This is a genomic window from Nonomuraea sp. NPDC049378, assembly GCF_055586745.1.
In genome coordinates, this window is sequence record NZ_JBVJHP010000001.1 from 800,933 (window position 1) to 820,885 (window position 19,953).

General features: G+C 69.8%; 18 protein-coding genes. 7 read left to right on the plus strand and 11 right to left on the minus strand.

What is annotated here, in order from left to right; translation table 11 throughout:
• The first annotated feature begins 14 nt into the window (after positions 1–14).
• Positions 15–803, plus strand: a complete 789-nt coding sequence (locus ACZ6SA_RS03620; RefSeq protein ID WP_465826436.1) for a DNA-formamidopyrimidine glycosylase family protein — start codon at positions 15–17, stop codon at positions 801–803.
• On the opposite strand, the gene ACZ6SA_RS03625 is transcribed toward ACZ6SA_RS03620, so the two are convergent.
• The 6 genes from ACZ6SA_RS03625 to ACZ6SA_RS03650 all read right to left on the minus strand — a co-directional run bounded on the left by ACZ6SA_RS03625 (position 800) and on the right by ACZ6SA_RS03650 (position 7,358).
• The gene (locus tag ACZ6SA_RS03625) at positions 800–1,156 is read right to left on the minus strand and encodes a helix-turn-helix domain-containing protein (RefSeq protein ID WP_132333609.1); all 357 of its coding nucleotides are present in this window, start codon (positions 1,154–1,156) and stop codon (positions 800–802) included. The two genes, ACZ6SA_RS03620 and ACZ6SA_RS03625, sit on opposite strands and share 4 nt — an antisense overlap.
• Positions 1,157–1,442: 286 nt before the next feature.
• Positions 1,443–1,934 carry a CinA family protein gene (locus ACZ6SA_RS03630; protein ID WP_347641594.1) on the minus strand — a complete coding sequence of 164 codons (492 nt, stop codon included), beginning with the start codon at positions 1,932–1,934 and terminating at the stop codon, positions 1,443–1,445.
• Between the two features lie 7 nt (positions 1,935–1,941).
• Positions 1,942–2,514 (minus strand): CDP-diacylglycerol--glycerol-3-phosphate 3-phosphatidyltransferase, encoded by a 573-nt coding sequence (gene pgsA / locus ACZ6SA_RS03635; protein ID WP_347641593.1) that lies wholly within the window; start codon positions 2,512–2,514, stop codon positions 1,942–1,944.
• Positions 2,511–3,920 (minus strand): 30S ribosomal protein S12 methylthiotransferase RimO, encoded by a 1,410-nt coding sequence (rimO, locus tag ACZ6SA_RS03640; RefSeq protein ID WP_465826438.1) that lies wholly within the window; start codon positions 3,918–3,920, stop codon positions 2,511–2,513. The genes pgsA and rimO overlap by 4 nt, the downstream gene beginning before the upstream one ends.
• A 70-nt stretch (positions 3,921–3,990) precedes the next feature.
• Positions 3,991–4,719: a helix-turn-helix domain-containing protein gene (locus tag ACZ6SA_RS03645; RefSeq protein WP_347641591.1), complete on the minus strand. Its 729-nt coding sequence runs from the start codon at positions 4,717–4,719 to the stop codon at positions 3,991–3,993.
• Positions 4,720–4,838: 119 nt separating this feature from the next.
• Positions 4,839–7,358: a DNA translocase FtsK gene (locus tag ACZ6SA_RS03650; protein WP_465826439.1), complete on the minus strand. Its 2,520-nt coding sequence runs from the start codon at positions 7,356–7,358 to the stop codon at positions 4,839–4,841.
• Between the two features lie 192 nt (positions 7,359–7,550).
• Here ACZ6SA_RS03650 and ACZ6SA_RS03655 point away from each other — a divergent pair, with 192 nt between their 5' ends.
• A complete protein-coding gene (locus tag ACZ6SA_RS03655; protein WP_465826440.1) occupies positions 7,551–10,028 on the plus strand; it encodes a SpoIIE family protein phosphatase in 2,478 nt (825 codons plus the stop codon).
• Here the strand turns inward: ACZ6SA_RS03655 and ACZ6SA_RS03660 are convergent.
• The 3 genes from ACZ6SA_RS03660 to ACZ6SA_RS03670 all read right to left on the minus strand — a co-directional run bounded on the left by ACZ6SA_RS03660 (position 10,013) and on the right by ACZ6SA_RS03670 (position 12,800).
• Positions 10,013–10,945, minus strand: a complete 933-nt coding sequence (locus ACZ6SA_RS03660; protein ID WP_347641587.1) for an aldose epimerase family protein — start codon at positions 10,943–10,945, stop codon at positions 10,013–10,015. The two genes, ACZ6SA_RS03655 and ACZ6SA_RS03660, sit on opposite strands and share 16 nt — an antisense overlap.
• A gap of 2 nt (positions 10,946–10,947) precedes the next feature.
• Entirely contained in the window at positions 10,948–11,907 is a 960-nt protein-coding gene (locus tag ACZ6SA_RS03665) for a LacI family DNA-binding transcriptional regulator (RefSeq protein ID WP_347641586.1), read from the minus strand.
• Positions 11,908–12,005: 98 nt separating this feature from the next.
• Positions 12,006–12,800: an NAD-dependent epimerase/dehydratase family protein gene (locus tag ACZ6SA_RS03670; protein ID WP_465826442.1), complete on the minus strand. Its 795-nt coding sequence runs from the start codon at positions 12,798–12,800 to the stop codon at positions 12,006–12,008.
• Between the two features lie 231 nt (positions 12,801–13,031).
• Between ACZ6SA_RS03670 and ACZ6SA_RS03675 the strand changes: the two genes are divergently transcribed.
• The 5 genes from ACZ6SA_RS03675 to ACZ6SA_RS03695 all read left to right on the plus strand — a co-directional run bounded on the left by ACZ6SA_RS03675 (position 13,032) and on the right by ACZ6SA_RS03695 (position 17,782).
• Positions 13,032–14,246, plus strand: a complete 1,215-nt coding sequence (locus tag ACZ6SA_RS03675; RefSeq protein WP_465826444.1) for an ABC transporter substrate-binding protein — start codon at positions 13,032–13,034, stop codon at positions 14,244–14,246.
• The gene (locus ACZ6SA_RS03680) at positions 14,243–15,172 is read left to right on the plus strand and encodes a carbohydrate ABC transporter permease (RefSeq protein ID WP_347641583.1); all 930 of its coding nucleotides are present in this window, start codon (positions 14,243–14,245) and stop codon (positions 15,170–15,172) included. Before ACZ6SA_RS03675 ends, ACZ6SA_RS03680 begins: the two co-directional genes overlap by 4 nt.
• Positions 15,169–16,029, plus strand: coding sequence for a carbohydrate ABC transporter permease (locus ACZ6SA_RS03685; protein WP_132596086.1), 861 nt, complete (start codon positions 15,169–15,171; stop codon positions 16,027–16,029). The genes ACZ6SA_RS03680 and ACZ6SA_RS03685 overlap by 4 nt, the downstream gene beginning before the upstream one ends.
• Positions 16,030–16,096: 67 nt before the next feature.
• The gene (locus ACZ6SA_RS03690; RefSeq protein WP_443150208.1) at positions 16,097–16,864 is read left to right on the plus strand and encodes an IclR family transcriptional regulator; all 768 of its coding nucleotides are present in this window, start codon (positions 16,097–16,099) and stop codon (positions 16,862–16,864) included.
• 12 nt (positions 16,865–16,876) lie between these two features.
• On the plus strand, positions 16,877–17,782 hold the full coding sequence (locus tag ACZ6SA_RS03695) for a 5-dehydro-4-deoxyglucarate dehydratase (protein WP_347641581.1): 906 nt from the start codon (positions 16,877–16,879) through the stop codon (positions 17,780–17,782).
• A gap of 340 nt (positions 17,783–18,122) precedes the next feature.
• Here ACZ6SA_RS03695 and ACZ6SA_RS03700 read toward each other — a convergent pair whose 3' ends face one another.
• Positions 18,123–18,266 (minus strand): hypothetical protein, encoded by a 144-nt coding sequence (locus tag ACZ6SA_RS03700; RefSeq protein ID WP_465826446.1) that lies wholly within the window; start codon positions 18,264–18,266, stop codon positions 18,123–18,125.
• Positions 18,267–18,385: 119 nt separating this feature from the next.
• Complete coding sequence (locus ACZ6SA_RS03705; protein WP_465826448.1) at positions 18,386–19,855, minus strand: aldehyde dehydrogenase (NADP(+)); 1,470 nt, start codon at positions 19,853–19,855, stop codon at positions 18,386–18,388.
• Positions 19,856–19,953 lie beyond the last annotated feature (98 nt).

Genomic DNA, 19,953 nt, shown 5'->3' on the forward strand with positions numbered 1-19,953 from the left:
CCTAGACTGGAAGGATGCCTGAAGGAGATGCCGTCCATCGTACGGCCGGCCGCCTGCGAGGCGCCCTGGACGGGCACGTGCTCACCAGGTCGGACTTCCGCGTGCCCAGGCACGCCACCGCCGACCTGACCGGGCGCGCCGTCGTCACCACGGTGTCGCGGGGCAAGCACCTGCTCACCCGTGTGGAGGGCGACCTGACCGTGCACACCCACCTGAGGATGGACGGGAGCTGGGTGGTGACACCGGCGGGGCGGCGCACCCCGCCCGGCGACCTGGTCAGGCTGGTTCTGGCCAACGAGCGCTGGCAGGCTGTGGGGCTCAGGCTCGGCATGGTGGATCTCGTCAGGACGGATGAGGAGGCACGTCTGGTCGGGCACCTCGGCCCGGACCTGCTGGGGCCCGACTGGGATCCGGATGAGGCCGCACGGAGACTGCGAGCGGAGCCCGGCAGACCCATCGGGGAGGCGCTGCTCGATCAGCGCAACCTGGCCGGGATAGGCACGATCTATCGAGCCGAGACCCTGTTCCTGCGCGGGATCTGGCCGTGGCGAACGGTCGGGGAGGTCGAGGATCTGGAAGGGCTCGTGTCACTGGCGCAGCGGATCATGGCCGCCAACGCGCATCATCGATCTCCTGCGGGCACGGTGACCACAGGCGACCGCCGCCCGGCGTACCGGACATGGGTCTACGGCAGGGCGGGGAGGCCCTGTCGCCGATGCGGCACCCGCATCAGCCGCGGGGAAATGGGGACAGGCCCACAGGAACGGCTGATCCTGTGGTGTGCCGGCTGCCAACCGCGTTAGGCGGCCACCATGTCCTTGACTTCGGGGAACACGGACTCGGGGATCGATCCGGGGACCGACTCCGACAGGGGCAGACGCTCGTGCTCGGGCACGTCGGCAAGCACGGGGGCAGCCTGGAGCTCCGCCAGCGCGAACTGATCGGAAACTTCACGCAACACCTGCGAAAGGGGCACGCCGAGTGCGCCGCAAATGGATGCGAGCAGCTCGGACGAGGCCTCCTTCTGCCCGCGCTCCACCTCGGACAAGTAGCCGAGCGAAACACGTGCGAGGGTGGACACCTCGCGCAGCGTGCGTCCCTGCCGCACCCGCAACCGCCTCAGCACGTCGCCGAGCAGCTGACGCAGCAGAATCATCTGTCGCTCCCTCCCCGGCGCGGATGTCTTCACCACGCCCCGCGCGATCGGTTCGTGCCGAACATTGGTCTTCTTCGCTTCGTACATACTCCTCGCCGTCATCACTGGGCGCGGCCGGCCAGGGACCGCCGCTCGTGGCGCGTCGCTCGACTCATCGGGCCCGCCTGCCGGGCGCTCGGTGCTTGCAGTTGGCTCACGGACCTCACTCACAGCTCCACCGTACCCGTATCCACCGACACAGCGTCAGACCGTGCGTCGGATGTTCGCTCGGGACGTAACACAGTAATCACCCGGAATGTTCCCCTATGTTCGCCTTCAGCACACCTGCCAGGAGATCAACCGCCTCGTCCACCGTCTCTACCCTGATACGTTCGCGCGACCCCCGCAGAGTCAACGTCCGGGCCGAAATCTGCCCGCCGGGCCCGCACACGGCCACGTGGACGGTGCCGACGGGCCGCCCGTCCTGGGGCTCGGGCCCCGCCACCCCGGTCACCGCCACCCCGTACGTGGCCCCGCACACCCTCGCGACCCCCGCCGCCATAGCCGCTGCCACCTCCGGATGCACGGCCCCCTCACGGCGCAGCAGATCGCCGGGCACGCCCAGCAACTCCCGCTTGAGATCGGTGGCGTAGGAGATCACCCCGCCCACGAACGCCTCTGAGGCGCCCGAGACGGCCGTGATGGTGGCCCCGATGAGCCCGCCGGTCAGCGACTCGGCCACGGCGACCGTGGCATTCTGGGCCACCAGCAATCTCAGGACCTCGGCCGCGTCCGCCATCGGTCGATCACTCCCCGCGCGCTCGCTCGGCCACCGTGCGCAGCCGGATCGCCCTGACGACATAGTCGACGCCCGTGCCCACCGTGACGACCACCGCCGCCCCCATCACCACCCATCGGACGGGATCGGGCACGAACGGCAGCAGATAGAGCACGATGGCGGCGATCTGCAGCACGGTCTTGACCTTGCCACCGTAGCTGGCCGGGATGACGGCGTGCCGCAGCAGCACGAACCTGAGCGCCGTGATGCCCAGCTCCCTACCGAGGATCACGACCGTGACCCACCACGGCAGCTCGCCGAGGATCGACAGGCACACCAGGGCCGCGCCGGTGAGCGCCTTGTCGGCGATCGGGTCGGCGATCTTGCCGAAGTCGGTGATGAGACCGTAGCGCCGGGCCAGCTCGCCGTCGAGATGGTCGGTGATCGAAGCGACCGCGAAGACCGCCAGCGCGGCGATCCGCCAGCCCGTGCCCGGCAGGAACAGGCAGACGACGAAGAAGGGGACGAGCACCAACCGGAGGACCGTGAGGACGTTGGCGATGTTCCACGGGCTTACCACGCGGCGCTCGTCCCTTTTCATGGACTGGCCTTGATGCGCGCGATCAGATCGACCCCCTCGGCGTCGACCACGACCGCGCGCACGATCTCTCCCCGGACCAGGCCGATGCCCTGCACCGTGACCGAGCCGTCGACCTCGGGGCCCTGGTGGGCGGCCCGGCCCTCGTAGCCGCCGTCGCCGAGGTCGTCGTCGATCAGCACGTCGACCTCGGTGCCGATGCGCTCCTCGGCGCGTTGCGCGGTCAGCTCCTCGGCCAGCTCGGTGAGCGCCCGCACGCGCTCGTCGACGACCTCCTGGGGAAGCTTGCCCGGCAGCTCGGCCGCCTCGGTGCCGTCTTCGTCGGAATAGCCGAACACGCCGATCACGTCGAGCCTGGCGGCCTCCAGGAAGGCGACCAGCTCGCCGAACTCCTCCTCGGTCTCGCCGGGGAAGCCCACGATGAAGTTGGAGCGCACACCCGCCTCAGGGGCGCGCTCACGGATGGTCTCCAGCAGCCCGAGGAAGCGCTGGGGATCGCCGAAGCGGCGCATGCGGCGCAGGACGGAGCCGCTGGCGTGCTGGAAGGACAGGTCGAAGTAGGCGGCGACGCCGTCGGTGCCGGTGATCACGTCGATCAGGCCGGGACGGAGCTCCGCCGGCTGGAGATAGCTGACCCGCACCCGCTCGACGCCCTCGACGGCCGCGAGCTCGGGCAGCAGCTTCTCCAGCGCCCGCAGGTCGCCCAGATCCTTGCCGTAGGACGTGGAGTTCTCGCTGACCAGGACGAGCTCGCGCACGCCCCGGTGGGCCAGCCAGTCGGCCTCGGCCAGCAGGTCCTCCGGCTTGCGCGAGACGTAGGAGCCGCGGAAGGCGGGGATGGCGCAGAACGTGCAGCGCCGGTCACAACCGGAGGCCAGCTTGAGCGAGCCGACAGGGCTCTCGTCGAGCCGCTTGCGCAGCACGCGCGGGCCGCTCGCGGGCGCCAGGCCCGCGGGCAGGTCGCCGTGGCCGGGGATGTTGGCCCTGGGCGCGCTGGCACGGTCCACCGGCGAGATGGGTAGCAGGGTGCGGCGGTCGCGTGGTGTGTGCGGCTTGAGCGACCGGCCGGCGACCACGTCGTCGAGGCGGTCGCCGATCTCGGCGTAGTCGTCGAAAGAGATCACCGCGCTGGCCTCGGGCAGCGCGTCGGCCAGCTCGCCTCCGTAGCGCTCGGCCATGCAGCCCGCCGCCACCACCTTCGCACCGGAGTCGGCGGCGGCCAGCAGCGTGTCGATGGAGTCTTTCTTGGCCGACTCGATGAAGCCACAGGTGTTGACGACGACGACGTCGGGGTCGTCGTCGCCCAGCTGCCAACCGGCAGCCTCGAGTCGCGCGGCCAGCTCCTCGGAGTCGACCTCGTTGCGCGCGCAGCCCAGAGTGATCAGCGATGCGGTTCGGCGGGATGACATGGTGAACACTACGGTATCGGGAGTTGGCCACCACCCGATGCACTGGCTCCCCCAGGTGACTCACGCGTGACTATCGCGCCTGGGTTTTCGGCGGGCCGAACGAACGCCGCACCGTCTCCCCCGTGTCGCCGAGCCCTGTCACTTTCTTGCCGTTGACCTGCACCGACACGGCCCCCGCGTCGGCGATCAGCACGTTCACCTTGCCCTCGGACCGCCAGGTCGACGTCTTTCCTGCTTTCAGCGTCCCCGCGAACAGCTTGCGGCCCTCGGCGTCGCGCACGTTCACGTACGACGACCGAATGGCTTTGATCCGGAGCGTCACCATGCCCTTCTTGGCGGCCCTGACGCGCGGCGTCTCGGTGATGGGCGTGTTGGGCGGAACGCTGGGCTTGGCCGACGCCGCGCGCACGTCGGCCGTGCGCACCTGGTCGCTCGCGTCCCCCAGCACCCGCATCAGGCCGAACACCATCACGATCGCCAGCGCCACCCCCAGCGCCGCCGTCCAGTTGGGCCCCCGCCGCTCCGGCAGGTTGATCTTGCGGTCGGCCTGGAACACGGCCGACGCGGCCACCGGCTCGGGCGCGCCGCCGTGCTGCTGGTCGAAGAGGTGGACGGTGGACTCGGGGTCGAGCCCGACCGCCTGGGCCACGGCCCTGATGTGCCCCCTGGCGTAGAAGTCACCGCCGCATTGGCCGTAGTCATCCTGCTCCATGCGATGGATGATCGTCTCGCGAATATTGGTGGCCGCGCTGACCTGCGCGACCGTCAACCCAGCTGACTGCCTTGCGGCCGTCAGCACGGCCCCGATGCTCTGATCCTGCACAGCGAACGCCTCCCCATGGCGCCTGGACTAACCACCACGACGTTGCGTAGTGGTTCATATTCAACCAGTTACCGCTGGGCATGCACGCATTGGGGTCATTCGCCACGCAGGTCGGCCAGCAATCCCGGCAGATCATCCGGTTTCACCAGCACTTCCCGCGCCTTGGATCCTTCGCTCGGGCCGACCACGTTGCGGCTCTCGAGCAGGTCCATCAGCCGCCCGGCCTTGGCGAACCCGACGCGCAGCTTGCGCTGCAACATCGAGGTGGAGCCGAACTGGGTGGTGACGATCAGCTCGGCGGCCTGGATCAGCAGGTCGAGGTCGTCGCCGATGTCCTCGTCTATCTCCCGCTTGACCGGCGCCGCGGCGACGTCCTCGCGGTATTCGGCCTGCATCTGCGCCTTGCAGTACGCGACGACCTCGGCGATCTCCTTCTCCGAGACGAACGCGTTCTGGATGCGGATCGGCTTGCTCGCGCCCATCGGCAGGAACAGCGCGTCACCCTGGCCGACCAGCTTGTCGGCGCCGGGCTGGTCGAGGATGACCCGCGAGTCGGTGAGGCTCGACACCGCGAACGCCAGCCTGGACGGCACGTTCGCCTTGATGAGGCCGGTGACCACGTCGACCGACGGCCGCTGCGTGGCGATCACCAGGTGGATGCCCGCCGCGCGGGCGAGCTGGGTGATGCGCACGATCGAGTCCTCGACGTCGCGCGGGGCCACCATCATCAGGTCGGCCAGCTCGTCCACGATCACCAGCAGGTACGGGTAGGGCTGGTAGACCCGCTCGCTCCCCGGAGGCGGCTGCAACTTGCCCGCCCGCACGGCCTTGTTGAACTCGTCGACGTGCCGGAACCCCGACGCGGCCAGGTCGTCGTAGCGCCGGTCCATCTCGCCGACCACCCATTCGAGGGCTTCGGCGGCCTTCTTCGGGTTGGTGATGATCGGCGTGATGAGGTGAGGGATGCCCTCGTAGACGCTCAGCTCGACCCGCTTGGGGTCGACCAGCACCATGCGCACCTCGTCGGGCGTGGCCCGCATCAGGACGCTGGTGATCAGCCCGTTGACGCAGACCGACTTGCCGGCGCCGGTCGCGCCCGCGATGAGCAGGTGGGGCATCTTGGCGAGGTTGGCGACGATGGTACGGCCCTCGACGTCTTTGCCCAGGCCGACGATCATCGGGTGGTGGTCGGCCTGCGCCACCTGCGAGCGCAGCACGTCGCCCAGCGCCACCAGGTCCTTGTCGGCGTTCGGGATCTCCACCCCGATCGCCGACTTGCCGGGGATAGGGGACAAAATCCTGACATCTGCAGATTTAACGGCGTACGCGATGTTCTTGGTGAGCGCCGTGACCTTCTCCACCTTGACCGCGGGCCCCAGCTCGATCTCGTAGCGGGTCACGGTCGGCCCCCGGGTGAACCCGATGACCTGCGCGTCGATGCCGAACTGCTCCAGCACGCTGGTCAACGCGTTGACCACGGTCGTGTTGGCCTTGGTCTGCGGTTTCGGCGCCGTGCCCGGCTTGAGGTGCTGCAGGTCGGGCAGGCTGTAAGGACCCGCCTGCGGCGACAGCACGAGCTGCTCCACCTTGCGCGGCGCCGGCGTCGGCTCGGGAGGCTCCGGCTTGCGTTCCAGGTCGGGCGCGGGCGCCGGCTCCTCATCCGTCAGGCCCGGCACGATCTCCGGGGAGTGGTCGGTGTGCTTGTCCTTCTCGGCCAGCACGGGCGTGTCGTACGGCTTGACGAGGTCGCCCTCGCCGTCCTCCGCCTTCTTGGGCTTGGACCGCTTCCTGGCGGGCGTCCTGGACGTGGAACCCTTGGGCTCGGCGTCGGCCTGCCGCTCGAACAGCAGGTGTTTGAGCTCGGCCAGCCGCTCGGGAACGCGGTGCACGGGGGTGGCGGTGATCACCAGCACGCCGAACCCCGACAGGATCAGCAGCAGCGGGATCGTGATCCACGGCGGCAGGATGCTCATCGGCGGCGCCGCCACGATGAACCCGACCATGCCCCCGGCCTGCGACACCTTGTCCATGCCCTGGCCCTCGCCCGCCGGGTAGGGGGTGCCGTTGGCCACGTGGATGACGCCGAGCACGCCGATCAGGAGGGCGGCCCACCCGATCACCATGCGCCCGGTGTCGGCGTTCTGGTCGGGATGGCGCAGGTAGCGCCAGGCCAGCAGGCCGAGCAGCAGCGGCAGCGCCCAGGCCAGCGAGCCGAACACGCCGCGCGCGGCCGCGTTCACCACGCCGGAGACCGCGCCGTCGGAGTTGCGCCACGTCATGGCCGCGACCACGATGGCGGCCGCGAGCACCGCCAGCCCCACCCCGTCGCGCCGGTGCGCCGGATCGAGCTCGCGGGCGTTCTTGCCCAGCGCGCGGGCGGTGCTGCCGATGCCGTTGGCGACCAGCATCCACAACCCGACGATCAGCTTGCCGATCATCGTGAAGACCCAGCTGATCGGGTCCTGGTGGGTCGCGGAAGGCTTGCGGCCGGTGGCGGATCCCTTAGCCCTGGACCGTCCCGCCGACGAGCCCCCGCGCTTGGCGGAGGTCGAGCGAGACGAGGTCGACCGCTTCGCCGGCCCCTTCGATGCGCTTTTCGGCGTACGGGTGGCCATGATGCCAAAGGTACGTCGGAGACACCGCGGAACGCGCGGAGACGCGCCGGTGTCGTGACATTCCGGCACCTCAAAGCCGGCAGAGTCGTTCCCTCGCATGGGGATCATCGACAACCGGAGGTGGCGACGCCTCCGGTCTGCCACTCTGTGAGTGACCAAGGTGCCACATCGAGTGATGTTCTAGGACGCAGAGTGGACACGACCCGGGTGTCGAGCACGGCCTTCGACGGCACGCCCCATGCTCCGGCCCACGCGCGCAAGTTCGTCCGTCAGGTCCTGGGCGAGTGGCAGCTGAGCCACCTCGCCGAGGACGCCGTGCTGCTGACCAGCGAGCTCGTCACCAACGCCGTCGTGCACGCGGGCACCGGGATCGAGCTGACGTGCCGTCTCGACGCGGACACCGGCCCGGCGAAGCTGGAGATCGAAGTCGACGACCATCTGCCCGAGCGGACGATCGACGAGGCCGGCGTCATGCCCGCAGTGACCCTCACGGACGAGGTGCGGCCGTCCGGCCGTGGCCTCGCGCTCGCGGGCATGCTGGCCGACGCCTGGGGCGTCACGTACACGAGGACCGCCAAGCGCGTCTGGGTGCGCCTCGAGCTCGCGGACGGCGGCGACGGGCAGGAGACCGGGACCGGCCCGCCGGTCCCTGCCCCCGCCGCCGTCGACACCCTGCACGTCGGCGTGGTGGTCACCGACGGCGACGGGCTGGTGCGGTCGTGGAACTCCGAGGCCCGGCAGCTGCTCGGCTGGCGTCCCGAGCAGGCGGTCGGCCGCCCGCTGGCCGATCTGGTGGCCTGGCGCGGCCACGGCCCGTACGCGCTGTCGCTGACCGACACGCTCGGCCTGGGCCGCTGGCGGGGCGAGGCGCGCATGCGGCACGCCGACGGCAGGCTGGTGCCCGTCTACGTCTCCCACCTGCGCACCGACGGGCGTGCGCGGGATCGCCGGTCGATCTGGATGGTGGTGGCGGGCGACCACCGCTACGTCCTGACGCCGCCGCCCGCGCCGCGCAGGGAGGCGGGCCGGCGTATCAAGGACCTCCTCGACCAGGACATGCCGTTCCCGGAGCTGCTCGACACGATCGCCGGGATCGTGCAGATGTCCAGCGGCGGCGACGCCGCGTACGTGTTGCTTCCCACGGAGGGCGGCAGCAGGTTCGGCGTGGCGGCGGGCGCGGGCGCGACGGCGGGGCTGGTGGGGGTGCTGGCCACCGGCGTGTTCGGCGCCGAGCGCAAGACGCCCACGATGATCGAGGACCTGCTGGCCGGTGACGTCGAGCTGGCCGACCAGCTGCGCGCCCGCTCGCTGGCGTGCGCGCCGCTGCTCCTCGCCGGCGAGGTGACCGGCTACCTCGCCGTGACGGCGCAGCAGCCCGGCCACTTCGACCAGGAGCTCACGGTGAGCCTGCAGCACATCGCCGACCAGGTCGCGATGCCGGTGCAGCGCGCGCGGCTGGCCGAGCAGGACCGCGCGCACCGGGGCCGGCTGTCTTTCCTGGCCGAGGCGGGCGAGCTGCTGGCGGGCGTGCACGACGAGGAGCTCATCGCGGCGCTGACCGCGCAGCTCGTCGTCCCCAAGATCGCGACCTGGGCGGCCGTCTACCTGACCGACCTCGCGGGCATGACCAGGCTCGCCCACGTCTGGCACAGCGAGGAACGCCACAACGCCGACCTGCGCAAGTCGTTGCCCGCCATCCCCCGCACCGCGCTCGACGAGGTGAGCTGGCCCGCCGGTCCTGAGGCGGTGCTGGCGTTCCCCCTGCTCACCCAGGGCAGGTCGCACGGCGCGCTGGTGATCGGCCGCGCGGAGCCGACGCTGCCGCTGGAGGTGGCCGACCTGCTGGCCGACCTGTGCCGCCTGGTGGCCCTCAACCTGCACACCGCGATGCTCTACGCCCGGCAGGCCACCACGTCGCGGGTGCTGCAGCGCAGCCTGCTGCCGATGCGCGTGGCGCCCATGCCCGGCCTGGAGAGCGCCGTCGTCTACGAGCCCGCCGAAGAGGGCGCGGACGTCGGCGGCGACTTCTACGACCTGTTCACGGTGGGCGACCACTGGTGCTTCGCGCTGGGCGACGTGTGCGGCAGCGGCCCGGAGGCGGCCGCGGTGACCGGTCTGGCCCGCCACGCCGTACGCCTGCTGGCCAAGGAGCACTACACGGTGGCCGACATCTTCGACCGGCTCAACCAGGCGCTGCTGGAGGAGGACGACGAGGGCAGGTTCCTCAGCCTGCTGTGCGGCGAGCTGACCCCGCTCCCGCAGGGCGGCGCGTTGTGCACGATCGCCTCGGCGGGGCATCCGCCGCCGCTGGTGCTGCGCGCGGACGGCGCGGTCGAGACGGTGGCGACCCCCCAGCTGCTGCTGGGCATCGAGGCCGGCGCCAGGTTCTACGTCGAGACGTTCGAGCTGGCGCCCGAGGAGGTGCTCCTGTGCGTGACCGACGGCGTGACCGAGCGGCGCGACGGCTCCCGGCTGCTGGACGACGGCAACGGGCTGGGCGCGCTGCTCGCGCAGTGCCGGGGGTTGAGCGCCCACGCGGTGGCCGAACGGGTGCGGCACGTGGTCGAGACGTTCGCCTCCGAGCCGTCGCAGGACGACGTGGCCCTGCTGGTGATCAGGGCCGGTGAGCAGGGCCGCCGCCGCCCCGCGCCCGGTCAGTCGAACCGGTAGGTGGTGGACGACGTGCGGATCTCGTCCGGCCGCAGCACGGTGGAGGGGAAGCGCGGCTGGTTGGGCGAGTCGGGGAAGTGCTGGGTCTCCAGGCACAACCCGGCGAACGGCCCGTACGGCGTCTCCACGCCGTCCAGCATGCTGCCGCTGTAGAACTGCACGCCGGGCTCCGTGGTGGTGACCTCCATGGTGAGCCCGCCGGCGGTCACCCTGATGTCGCCGTCGAGCACGAAGCAGTGGTCGTACGCGCCGTCGTAGCGCTCCCCCACGGCGTGCGGCTCGCTGAAGTCGAACGGCGTGCCCTTGACCGGCGCGAGCTCCCCCGTGGGGATCTTGCCCTCGTCGACCGGCAGGTAGTGCTCCGCCTCCATCTGGATGACGTGGTCGAGCACGTCGCCGCTGCCCTTGAGGTTGAAGTAGGAGTGATTGGTCAGGTTGACCACGGTCGGCGCGTCGGTCTTCATGGAGTAGTCGATCCGGATCGCGTCGTCGGCCAGCGTGTACGTGACCGTGGCGGTCAGCGTGCCCGGGTAGCCCTGGTCACCGTCGGGGCTCGTCAGCGCGAGCATCACCGACGAGTCGGTGCGGCCGGCGACGGTCCACACCCTGCGGTCGAAGCCGTCGGTGCCGCCGTGCAGGCTGTGGGCGCCGTTGTTGATCGGCAGGTGATGGTCGACGCCGTCCAGGGTGAAGCGTCCGTTCGCGATGCGGTTGCCGTAGCGGCCGACGACGGCGCCGAAGTAGCGACTGCGGGTGAGGTAGTCGTCCAGCGTGTCCAGCCCGAGCACGACGTTCACCCCGGACACCTCCAGGGAACGCAGGATGGCGCCGTAGGTGAGCACCTCGGCGCGCAACCGCCCCGATGACAGCTCCACGCGCTCGACCTGCTCGCCTGACGGCAGCGTTCCGAAAACCATTTTCACTGGGCCCTTCCCGTGGACTCGCGGACGATGAGGGCGGTGTCGAGGGTCACGGTCGCGCCCTCGCCCCCCGATTGGAGCAGCAGATCGACTGCCATCCTCCCGGCCGCCGCCGCCGGCATGGCCACCGTGGTCAGCTTGGGCCTGTTGAGCCGGCCGGGAAGGATGTCGTCGAACCCGATCACACTTACCTGGTCTGGTACCCCTATCTCCATCGCCGACAGTCCCTCGATGAGGCCAAGCGCGACGAGATCGTTGTAGGCCAGCACCGCGGTCGCCCCGCAGGCGGCCACGTCGGCGGCCACGGCCAGGCCGCCGGCCTCCGTCGGCTGGTTGGGGCCGAAGAAGATCAGGTCCAGGCCTGGCGCCTCGGCGGCCACGCCCTGCATCTCGTTGCTGGTCCACGAGCCGATCGGGCCGGACACGAGGGCGATCCTGCGGTGGCCGAGCCCGGTGAGGTGCTCCAGCGCGTGCTTGGCGCCCTGGGCGACGTTCATGAGCACGGCGGTCATGCCCTTGATGCGCCGGTTCACCACCACGAACGGCACGTCCTCGGCCAGGCGCTCGATCATCCGGTTCGACAGCCGGGGGCTGCACAGCAGGACACCGTCCACCTGCTTGGTGAACGTCCTGATCAGTTCCTCCTCGACCCGCGGGTCCTCGTCGGTGTCGGCCACGAACACGTGGTAGTCACGCCCCCTGGCCTGCGCCTGGGCGGCCTTGATGAGCGGGGGGAAGAACGGGTTGGCGATGTCGGCGACAATGAGGCCCATGTTGAACGTGCGGCCGGTGGTCAGCGCCCTGGCCGCGCGGTTGGGCCGGTAGCCGAGGTCGTCGGCGACGGCCAGCACGCGGCTCCGGGTGGCGGGGTTGACCAGGTGGGGCGCGGAGAACGTGCGCGACACGGTGGACACGTGGACGCCGCAGGCGCGGGCCACGTCCTTGATCGTCGCCGCCATCGCCGTCCTCCCTTGCAAACGGTTGCCAGACTAAACCTTGACCTTCGCGCCAGTAGCCGTCAAGGTTCTTGCAACCGGTTGCTGAGGCTGAGCGGGATTCACCAGATGCCGCCGAGTTCGTTGAGCGTGAACACGCCGCCGGCCCGGTCATGCAGCGGCTGCGACAGGTCGGGCTCGCCCTGCTCGGCGACGAGCGCGTCGGCCTGGGCCTCGGAGTCGTCGTGGGAGACGTACCCGATGGCCTTGGCCTCCTCCAGCGACCACCAGCGGCGGGTGTTGTCGGAGACGCCCCAGACCACGTGGTAGCCGGGCGCGGTGAGCCCGGCCTCGACCAGGCGGGTCAGGTCGTCGGGCGAGATCCAGGTGGCCAGCCCGCGCGTGTCGGCCGATGCCTCGTTGCAGGTGCCGAGCCTGATCACGGTCACGTTCATGCCGAACCGGTCGTGGTAGAGGCTTCCCAGCGCCTCCATGACGACCTTGCTCACGCCGTAATAGGTGTCGGGCCGGGGGAAGGCGTAGTCGGGCAGGTCGGCGCCGCCGGCCGGCCTGGTGTGGTATCCCGCCGCGTGGTGGCTGCCCATGAGCACGAGGTGCTCGACGCCCTCGTTGCGCGCCGCCTCCATCAGCACGTGCATGCCCTCGATGTTGGCCCGCACGATGTCGGCCCAGGGCCGCTCCCTGCTCTGGCCCCCCATGTGGAGCACCGCGTCCACACCCTTCACGGCCTCGGCCATGGCGGCCGGGTCGACGAGATCGGCCGCCACCCACTCCTCTCCCGGCCCCGGCTCGACGGGATGCAGGTCGGAGAGCCGCAGCGTGCGTCCCTCGCGGGCGAGTCGCGGGCGGAGCAGCGTGCCGACTTTTCCCGCGGCTCCTGTCATCAGAATGCGCATGTCCCTTGGTGTACACGATTCTGGCAGAAATTCACATCCTTGAATATTGACCGTGAACGGGATGAGTGATTACGGTCACAGGCACATATCCATGTGCACGACTCATGTCCACGTATGTGAACGGGAGGCGGTCTGATGTCACGACGTCTGCTCGGGACCGCGATCATCGCGTCCCTGGCCGTAACGCTGACAGGCTGCGGCTCCGGGGGATCAAGCTCAGAAGACAACACCTTGGAAATCTGGATCAGGCAAGCGGCTGATTCCGACTCTGCCAAGACCGCACAGAAGCTCGCCGACGCATTTACCAAGGCCAGCGGCACGCCCACGAAAGTCGTCGCGATATTCGACGACTTCGAGACCAAGCTGAACCAGCAGGCGGCGCAGAAGCAGCTTCCCGACATCGTCATCAACGACACCGCCCAGATCGGCACCATGCAGTCGCAGGGCTGGCTCCAGGAGGTCGACAAAGCCTCACTCGCCGGCGGCGACCAGGTGTCGGAGCTGGCGTGGAAGGCCGCCACGGCCAGCGACGGCAAGACCTACGCGGCCCCGTTCTCCGGCCAGGCGTTCGCGCTGTTCATCCGCAAGGACTGGCGCGAGAAGGTCGGCATGGAGCCGCCCGAGACGTGGGAGGACCTCGCCGAGCTCGCCACCGCCTTCACCGAGAAGGACCCCGACGGCAACGGCAAGAAGGACACCAGCGGCTTCGTCATCCCCGCCGGCACCAAGCGCGGCTACGCCTCGTGGTACGCCTCCTCGCTCATCTACGCCAACGGCGGCGACTTCGTCAAGGCCAACAGCCCTGGCACGTTCACCGCCACGATGAACGACCCCAAGACCGTCGAAGCCGTCCAGTACCTGCAGGACCAGTTCTGCACGACCAAGACCGTCAACCCCGGCGCGGTCAGCAACGACACGACCGTCACGCACGAGGTCTTCGAGAAGGGACAGGGCGGCATCTACCTGACCGGCCCTTACGTGCTGGCCAGGTTCGTCGAGAGCATCGGCACCGACAAGATCGAGGTCGTCCCGGTGCCCAAGGGCCCGTCCGGCGGCCCCGGCACGCTCGGCGAGGGCGAGAACGTCTACCTCATGGCCGGTTCCGAGAACCAGGAGGCGCAGAAGAAGTTCGCCGAGTTCGCCATCTCCGCCGAAGGCCAGCGGATCGGCATGAACAAGGACGCCAACGGCGCCATCGTCCGGCTGCCCGTCAACACCCAGGTCGACATGGCCGCCGAGCGGCAGGACCCGCGGTGGAAGGTGTTCCAGGAGTCGTACGAGCACGCCGTCTACGCCCCGCCGGTGACCAACTGGGCCCCGATCCGCCAGGACTCCGCCGACTCCATCAACGCCGTCTGGGCCGACTGCGGCGCCGACGTCAAAGCCAAAATGGAGGAGCTGAACACCAAGCTCACCCAGGAACTGCAGAGCCAGAAAGCGTCATGACCTCCACACTCACGCCGGCGCGGAGCTCGGCGGCGCCACCGCACCGCCGCACCAGGGCGGTGCGGTGGCGGGGGCCGGTGATCGCGTGGTTGTTCCTGGCGCCCGCTCTGGTGCTCTTCCTGTACTTCAAGTTCATCCCGATGTTCGTGGGCCTGTGGAAGAGCCTGTTCAAGGTCCAGACGTTCCTCGGTGACGAATGGGTCGGCCTGCAGAACTACCAGACGATCATCTCCGACGACGAGTTCGCCTCGGCCATCTGGCACAGCATCGTGCTGGCGCTCGGCACCACGGTCGGCTCGATCGTGCTGGGGCTCGGTCTCGCGCTGCTCATCGAAGGGCCGGCGCGATACCTCTGGTTCGTCAGGACGGCCGCGTTCCTGCCGGTCGTCACCACGATGGCGGCCGTGGCCGAGGTCTGGCGGATCATGTTCCACCCGGCCGACAGCGGCATGCTCAACATCATCATCGGCTGGGCGGGGGTCGATCCGCAGCCCTGGCTGGCCAGCGAGGACTCCTCGCTCTGGTCGATCATGATCATGAGCATCTGGCGGGGCACGCCGTACGACATGATGATCTTCCTGGCCGGGCTGGTCGGCGTGGACCGCACGCTCTACGAGGCGGCGGCGGTCGACGGGGCCTCCACCTGGCACCGGCTGCGGCACATCACGCTGCCGGCGCTGCGTCCGGTGTTCTGGATCCTCTTCACGCTGGCGGCCATCCGCGGGCTGCGGGTGTTCGTCGAGGTGTACGTGCTCACCAACGGCGGCCCGAACGGCTCCTCCGAGGTGCTCATGACCCTGATCTACAAGCTCGGCTTCCAGAAGAACGAGCTGGGCGTCGCCTCGGCGGGCGGGATCGTGTTGTTCGTCGCCACGCTGGCGCTCACGGTGGTCGTGCAGATGTTGCGCAGGAGGCAGACGACATGAGGTTCGACAGCGCTCTGGGCCTGGAGTCGCGCAAGGGCCCCCTGGCCATCGCCGGAAAGACTCTGATTTATGGCCTTATGGTGGTGGTTTTCACCGGGCCACTGGTCGCGCTGCTGATGAGCTCCTTCAGCAAGACCCTCGACCCGACGTCCTTCTCCCTGTGGCCCGACGAGTTCACCCTGGAGAACTTCGTCCAGGCCGGGGAGAAGAACGTCTATCTCTACCTGCTCAACTCGTTCGTGGTCGTGGGCTTCGGGCTGTTGTTGCAGATGCTGGTCAGCGTCTTCGCCGCCTACGCCCTGGCGCGCAAGAAGTTTCGCGGCATGACGTTCGTGATGCTGCTCATGCTCGCCACGATGATGCTCCCCGAGGAGATCATCGCGATCCCCCTCTCGCTCGTCCTGGCCGACATGCCACTGCTGAACCTCAACCTCATCGGCACCTACGCGGGCATGATCCTGCCCGTCGGCGCCTGGGGCTTCTCCATTCTCGTGATGACGGAGTTCATGAAGGAGGTGCCGGTCGAGCTGGAGGAGGCCGCGCGCATCGACGGCGCGGGCGAGTTGCGCATCTTCGCCACGATCATCGTGCCGCTGTGCCGCCCCGCCCTGGGCGTGATCGGCGTCTTCGGCTTCACCATGATCTGGGACCAGTATCTGCTGCCGCTGATCGTCGCACCGGCGTCCGACATGTGGACACTGCCCATCGCGCTGCGCTCGCTCCGCTCCGACGAGGAGGTGGGGATCGGCGTGCTGCTCGCCGCCTCCCTGCTGGCGCTGCTCCCGTCGATCATCGCGTTCCTGGCTTTCCAGCGGCAGTTCATGCGTGGCCTGACCAGCGGCGCGGTCAAGGGTTAGGCGTCCACATACATGGACGGTATCCCATATCCTGGATGTTTCAAGCCGCCGAAGGATACGAGATGGGATGAGTATGGAGCCCCAGCTGGTCAAGTCCGCCGAGCGGACGGTACGCATCCTCGAAGCCCTGGCCGACTCGCACCACAGCATGACATTGTCGGAGCTCCAGCAGCGCACCGGATTCCCCCGCAGCAGCCTCCACGCCCTCATGCGGACGCTGGTCGAGCTCAACTGGGTGGAGACCGACTCCGCCAGGTCGGCCTTCGGGATCGGGCCGCACGCGCTCCTGACCGGCACCGCGTACCTCGACAAGGACCCCGCGCTGCCCTACGCGCAGGAGACGCTGGAGGACCTCCGGGACGAGATCGGGCAGACCGTGCACTTCGCCCGGCGGGACGGCGCGCACGTGCTCTACCTGGCGACCAGGGAGTCACGCGACGCCGATCACGTGATCCCCCGCGTGGGGCGGCGGCTGCCCGCGCACGTCACGGCGCTCGGACAGGTGCTGATCGCCCAGCTCACCGACGACGAGGTCATGACACTCCTGCCGGAGCCGCTGGTGGGGCTGACCCACCAGACAATCACCGACATGACCAAACTGACCGGCGAACTCGACCAGGTTCGCACGCGGGGCTGGTCGTACGAACGCGAGCAGGGCACGCCCGGCGTGGCCTGCGTGGCCGTCGCGGTCGACTACCGCATCCCGGCCACCGACGCGATCAGCTGCTCCATGCCCGCCGAACTCGGACCCGCCGACGTCGACCAGATCATCGACGCGGTGATCAAACACACCCGCAAGCTGGCTGCCACCCTTCGCAGGGAGGGCATCCGCTAGAAAGGACCGTTGATGCGGCTAGATGGTGTTCTCTTCTTCCCGGTGACTCCCTTCGGCGCCGACGGCGACCTCGCCGAGCCCGCGCTGGCCCGGCACGTCGCCGCCGGGGTCGCGGCCGGGGCGGGAGGAGTGTTCACCGCGTGCGGCACCGGCGAGTTCAGCGCGCTCGACCTCGACGAGTACACCAGGGTCATGGCCGTTTCCGTCAGGGCCGCCGAGGGGCGCGTGCCCGTCTTCGGCGGCGCCGGCGGCCCCCTGCCCGCCGCCAAGGCCATCGCCCGGGCTGCGGCCGCCCAGGGCGCCGACGGGCTGCTGCTCATGCCTCCCTACCTGGTCACCGGTCCCGCGGGCGGCCTGGTCCGGTACGCCCGCGAGGTCGCCGAGGCCGGCGACCTCCCCGTGATCATCTACCAGCGCGGCACCGCCCGCTTCACCCCCGAGGCCGTCGCCGAACTGGCCCAGGTGCCCCACGTCATCGGTTTCAAGGACGGGCTAGGCGACTTCGACCTGCTCCAGCGAATCATCCTGACCGTGCGGAAATCGACCGACAAGCCCTTCACGTTCTTCAACGGGCTGCCGACCGCCGAGCTGACCGTGCCCGCCTATCGAGGGCTCGGGGTGAACCTGTACTCGAGCGCCGTGTTCGCCTTCGCGCCCGAGATCTCGCTGGCCTTCTACAAGGCGGTGACGGGCGGGGACGAGGTGCTGGTGCAGCGGCTGCTCACCCACTTCTACCTGCCGCTGGTCGAGCTGCGCGACCTCGTGCCCGGCTATGCGGTCTCGCTGGTCAAGGCGGGTGTGCGGATCCGGGGCCTGGAGGCCGGAGGCGTACGGCCGCCGCTGGTGGATCCCTCGCCCGAGCATGTGGCGACGCTGGAGCGCCTCATCACGACCGGCCTGCACATCGCCGGCGCCTGACCACCCGCGTCCCCCTGCCTCTGGGGGCGTCTTCGCGCTCGACACTTGCCCGCTCGACCTCTCACGCCCCGCATGCCCGCCACAACCAGCACACGCCCGCCCGACCCGAAACGCCCCAACCAGCACGCGCCAGCCCGACTCGAACCGCCACAGGCCCGCGCACGCCCGCCCCATCGGAATCCGCGATCCGAATCGCCACGCCCGCGCATACCCGCACCACCGAACCGCCACGCCCGCGCATACCCGCACCACCGAACCGCAGCCGAGCCCGCACCCGATCGGAGCCCGCACCCGATCCCTCGCACACTCAACCCGAGCCCGCACCCGATCCCTCGCACACTCAACCCGAGCCCGCACCCGATCCGTGGGGCACCCGGTCCCTCGCGCACCCCACCTCCAGCCGCGGCCCGCCGTCCACGAGGCCGAAGTGCCGGCCGAGCGGGTAGGGCGCGGCGAGGTCAACGGGCCCTCGCCCCGACGTCATCGCGTTGCCCTTCGAGGGCTTGCCGAGCCCGAAAGCCGGCCGAGGGCAGGGGCTCCCCGGCGTGAGGCGGTCCCGCGACGACCAGCGGCCGCCCCACGTCCTGGGTCACCTCCGAGGGCTCACCCCTGCAGCCGACCGTCCACCCGGCGTGGAATGGACAGCGGGTTGGCGTCCTTGAGCTCGTCCGGCAGCAGCGCCTCCGGCCAGTCCTGGTACGCCGTGGGCGCCAGCCACCGATCGATGGCCGTGGCGCCGACGGACGTGAACGCCGACGTCGACGCGGGCCACGGACCACCGTGATGCATCGCCCAGCACACGGCCACCCCGGTCGGCCACCCGTTCCAGATGAGCCGGCCCGCCTTCTTGCCGAGCACCTCGGCGACGTCACCCGCCTCGGCGGGATCGGTGCTGTGAACGGTCGCGGTCAGCGACCCTTCGAGCCGCTCGATCACCGGCGGCAGATCGGAGACGTCCCGGTAGGTCACCACGATCGCCGCCGGCCCGAAGCACTCCTCGGCGATGTGCGGGAGCTTCTGCGCGAACGTGTCGAGATCGGTGGTGAACACCTTGGGCGTGACCGCCCAATGCCCCTCACCGGGCTTGCCCTCGGCCAGCAGCCGCAGCTCGCCCAGCCGCTCGGCCCCGCCGAGATAACCGTCCCTGATGCGCTCGGCCAGCATGGTCCCGCCGCTGGTCCCCTCAACGGCCTCCACGAGGGCCTGCCGCAGCTCGTCGTCGTCCGGCACGAACATGAGCCCGGGATTCGTACAGAACTGTCCGACGCCCAGCGTCAGCGACCCGGCGAATCCCGTGGCCACCTCCTTGGCGGGCGCCGACGGCAGCACGACCACGGGATTGACGCTTCCCAGCTCGCCGTAGAACGGGATCGGCACCTGCCGCTCGTCGATCAGTTTCTGGATCGCCTTGCCCCCGGCCACCGACCCGGTGAATCCGGCCGCGACCACCTCGGGGTGCTTGACCAGGTCGACGCCCGCCTGCATGCCCTGCACCAGCCCCAGCAGGTCGGGGTTCGGCAGCGCCTCGCGGACGATCTTCGCGACCCTCTCGGAGGTGTTCGGGTGCCCGGGGTGCGCCTTGACGACCACCGGACATCCGGCGGCCAGGGCGGACGCGGTGTCGCCCCCGGCCACCGAGAACGCGAACGGGAAGTTGCTGGCCGAGAAGACGGCGACGACGCCCTGCAGCGCGTGCTTCATCCGGCGTACGTCGGGCCTCGGCGGCGTCAGGGAGCCATCGGCGTGGTCGATGACGGCCTCCAGGTAGCCGCCGTCTCTGATCACCTGGGCGAACAGCCGGAACTGCCCGGCCGCACGTGCCACCTCACCGCGTAGCCGTCCCTCTCCGAGTGCGGTCTCCTGGTCGGCGAGTTGCCACAGCTCGTCCACGTGCGCGGTGAGCGCGTCGGAGACGGCCTCGAGCGCGCGCGCCCGCTCCTCCGCGGAGGCCGCCCGCCAGGCGGCGCCGGCGGCGGCCGCGGCGGAGACGGCCACGTCGACCCCGGCGCTGTCGGTCTCGGGCAGTGCGGTACCCACGGTCTCGCCTGTCCTGGGGTCGTGTCCGTAGATCATCGAATGGCCCTTCGGAGTCTTGACACTTCTTCAGCCTGATTCTTACAGTTGCGGCGACTTGTCCACAAATCTGGCTATTGTTCACATATATGGACGGC

Coding starts and splice junctions, on each gene's coding strand:
- ACZ6SA_RS03620 (WP_465826436.1), top strand. CDS start 15: ATGCCTGAAGGAGATGCCGTCCATCGTACGGCCGGCCGCCTGCGAGGC.
- ACZ6SA_RS03625 (WP_132333609.1), bottom strand. CDS start 1,156: ATGATTCTGCTGCGTCAGCTGCTCGGCGACGTGCTGAGGCGGTTGCGG.
- ACZ6SA_RS03630 (WP_347641594.1), bottom strand. CDS start 1,934: ATGGCGGACGCGGCCGAGGTCCTGAGATTGCTGGTGGCCCAGAATGCC.
- pgsA (WP_347641593.1), bottom strand. CDS start 2,514: ATGAAAAGGGACGAGCGCCGCGTGGTAAGCCCGTGGAACATCGCCAAC.
- rimO (WP_465826438.1), bottom strand. CDS start 3,920: ATGTCATCCCGCCGAACCGCATCGCTGATCACTCTGGGCTGCGCGCGC.
- ACZ6SA_RS03650 (WP_465826439.1), bottom strand. CDS start 7,358: ATGGCCACCCGTACGCCGAAAAGCGCATCGAAGGGGCCGGCGAAGCGG.
- ACZ6SA_RS03660 (WP_347641587.1), bottom strand. CDS start 10,945: ATGGTTTTCGGAACGCTGCCGTCAGGCGAGCAGGTCGAGCGCGTGGAG.
- ACZ6SA_RS03665 (WP_347641586.1), bottom strand. CDS start 11,907: ATGGCGGCGACGATCAAGGACGTGGCCCGCGCCTGCGGCGTCCACGTG.
- ACZ6SA_RS03670 (WP_465826442.1), bottom strand. CDS start 12,800: ATGCGCATTCTGATGACAGGAGCCGCGGGAAAAGTCGGCACGCTGCTC.
- ACZ6SA_RS03680 (WP_347641583.1), top strand. CDS start 14,243: ATGACCTCCACACTCACGCCGGCGCGGAGCTCGGCGGCGCCACCGCAC.
- ACZ6SA_RS03685 (WP_132596086.1), top strand. CDS start 15,169: ATGAGGTTCGACAGCGCTCTGGGCCTGGAGTCGCGCAAGGGCCCCCTG.
- ACZ6SA_RS03690 (WP_443150208.1), top strand. CDS start 16,097: ATGAGTATGGAGCCCCAGCTGGTCAAGTCCGCCGAGCGGACGGTACGC.
- ACZ6SA_RS03695 (WP_347641581.1), top strand. CDS start 16,877: ATGCGGCTAGATGGTGTTCTCTTCTTCCCGGTGACTCCCTTCGGCGCC.
- ACZ6SA_RS03700 (WP_465826446.1), bottom strand. CDS start 18,266: ATGACGTCGGGGCGAGGGCCCGTTGACCTCGCCGCGCCCTACCCGCTC.
- ACZ6SA_RS03705 (WP_465826448.1), bottom strand. CDS start 19,855: ATGATCTACGGACACGACCCCAGGACAGGCGAGACCGTGGGTACCGCA.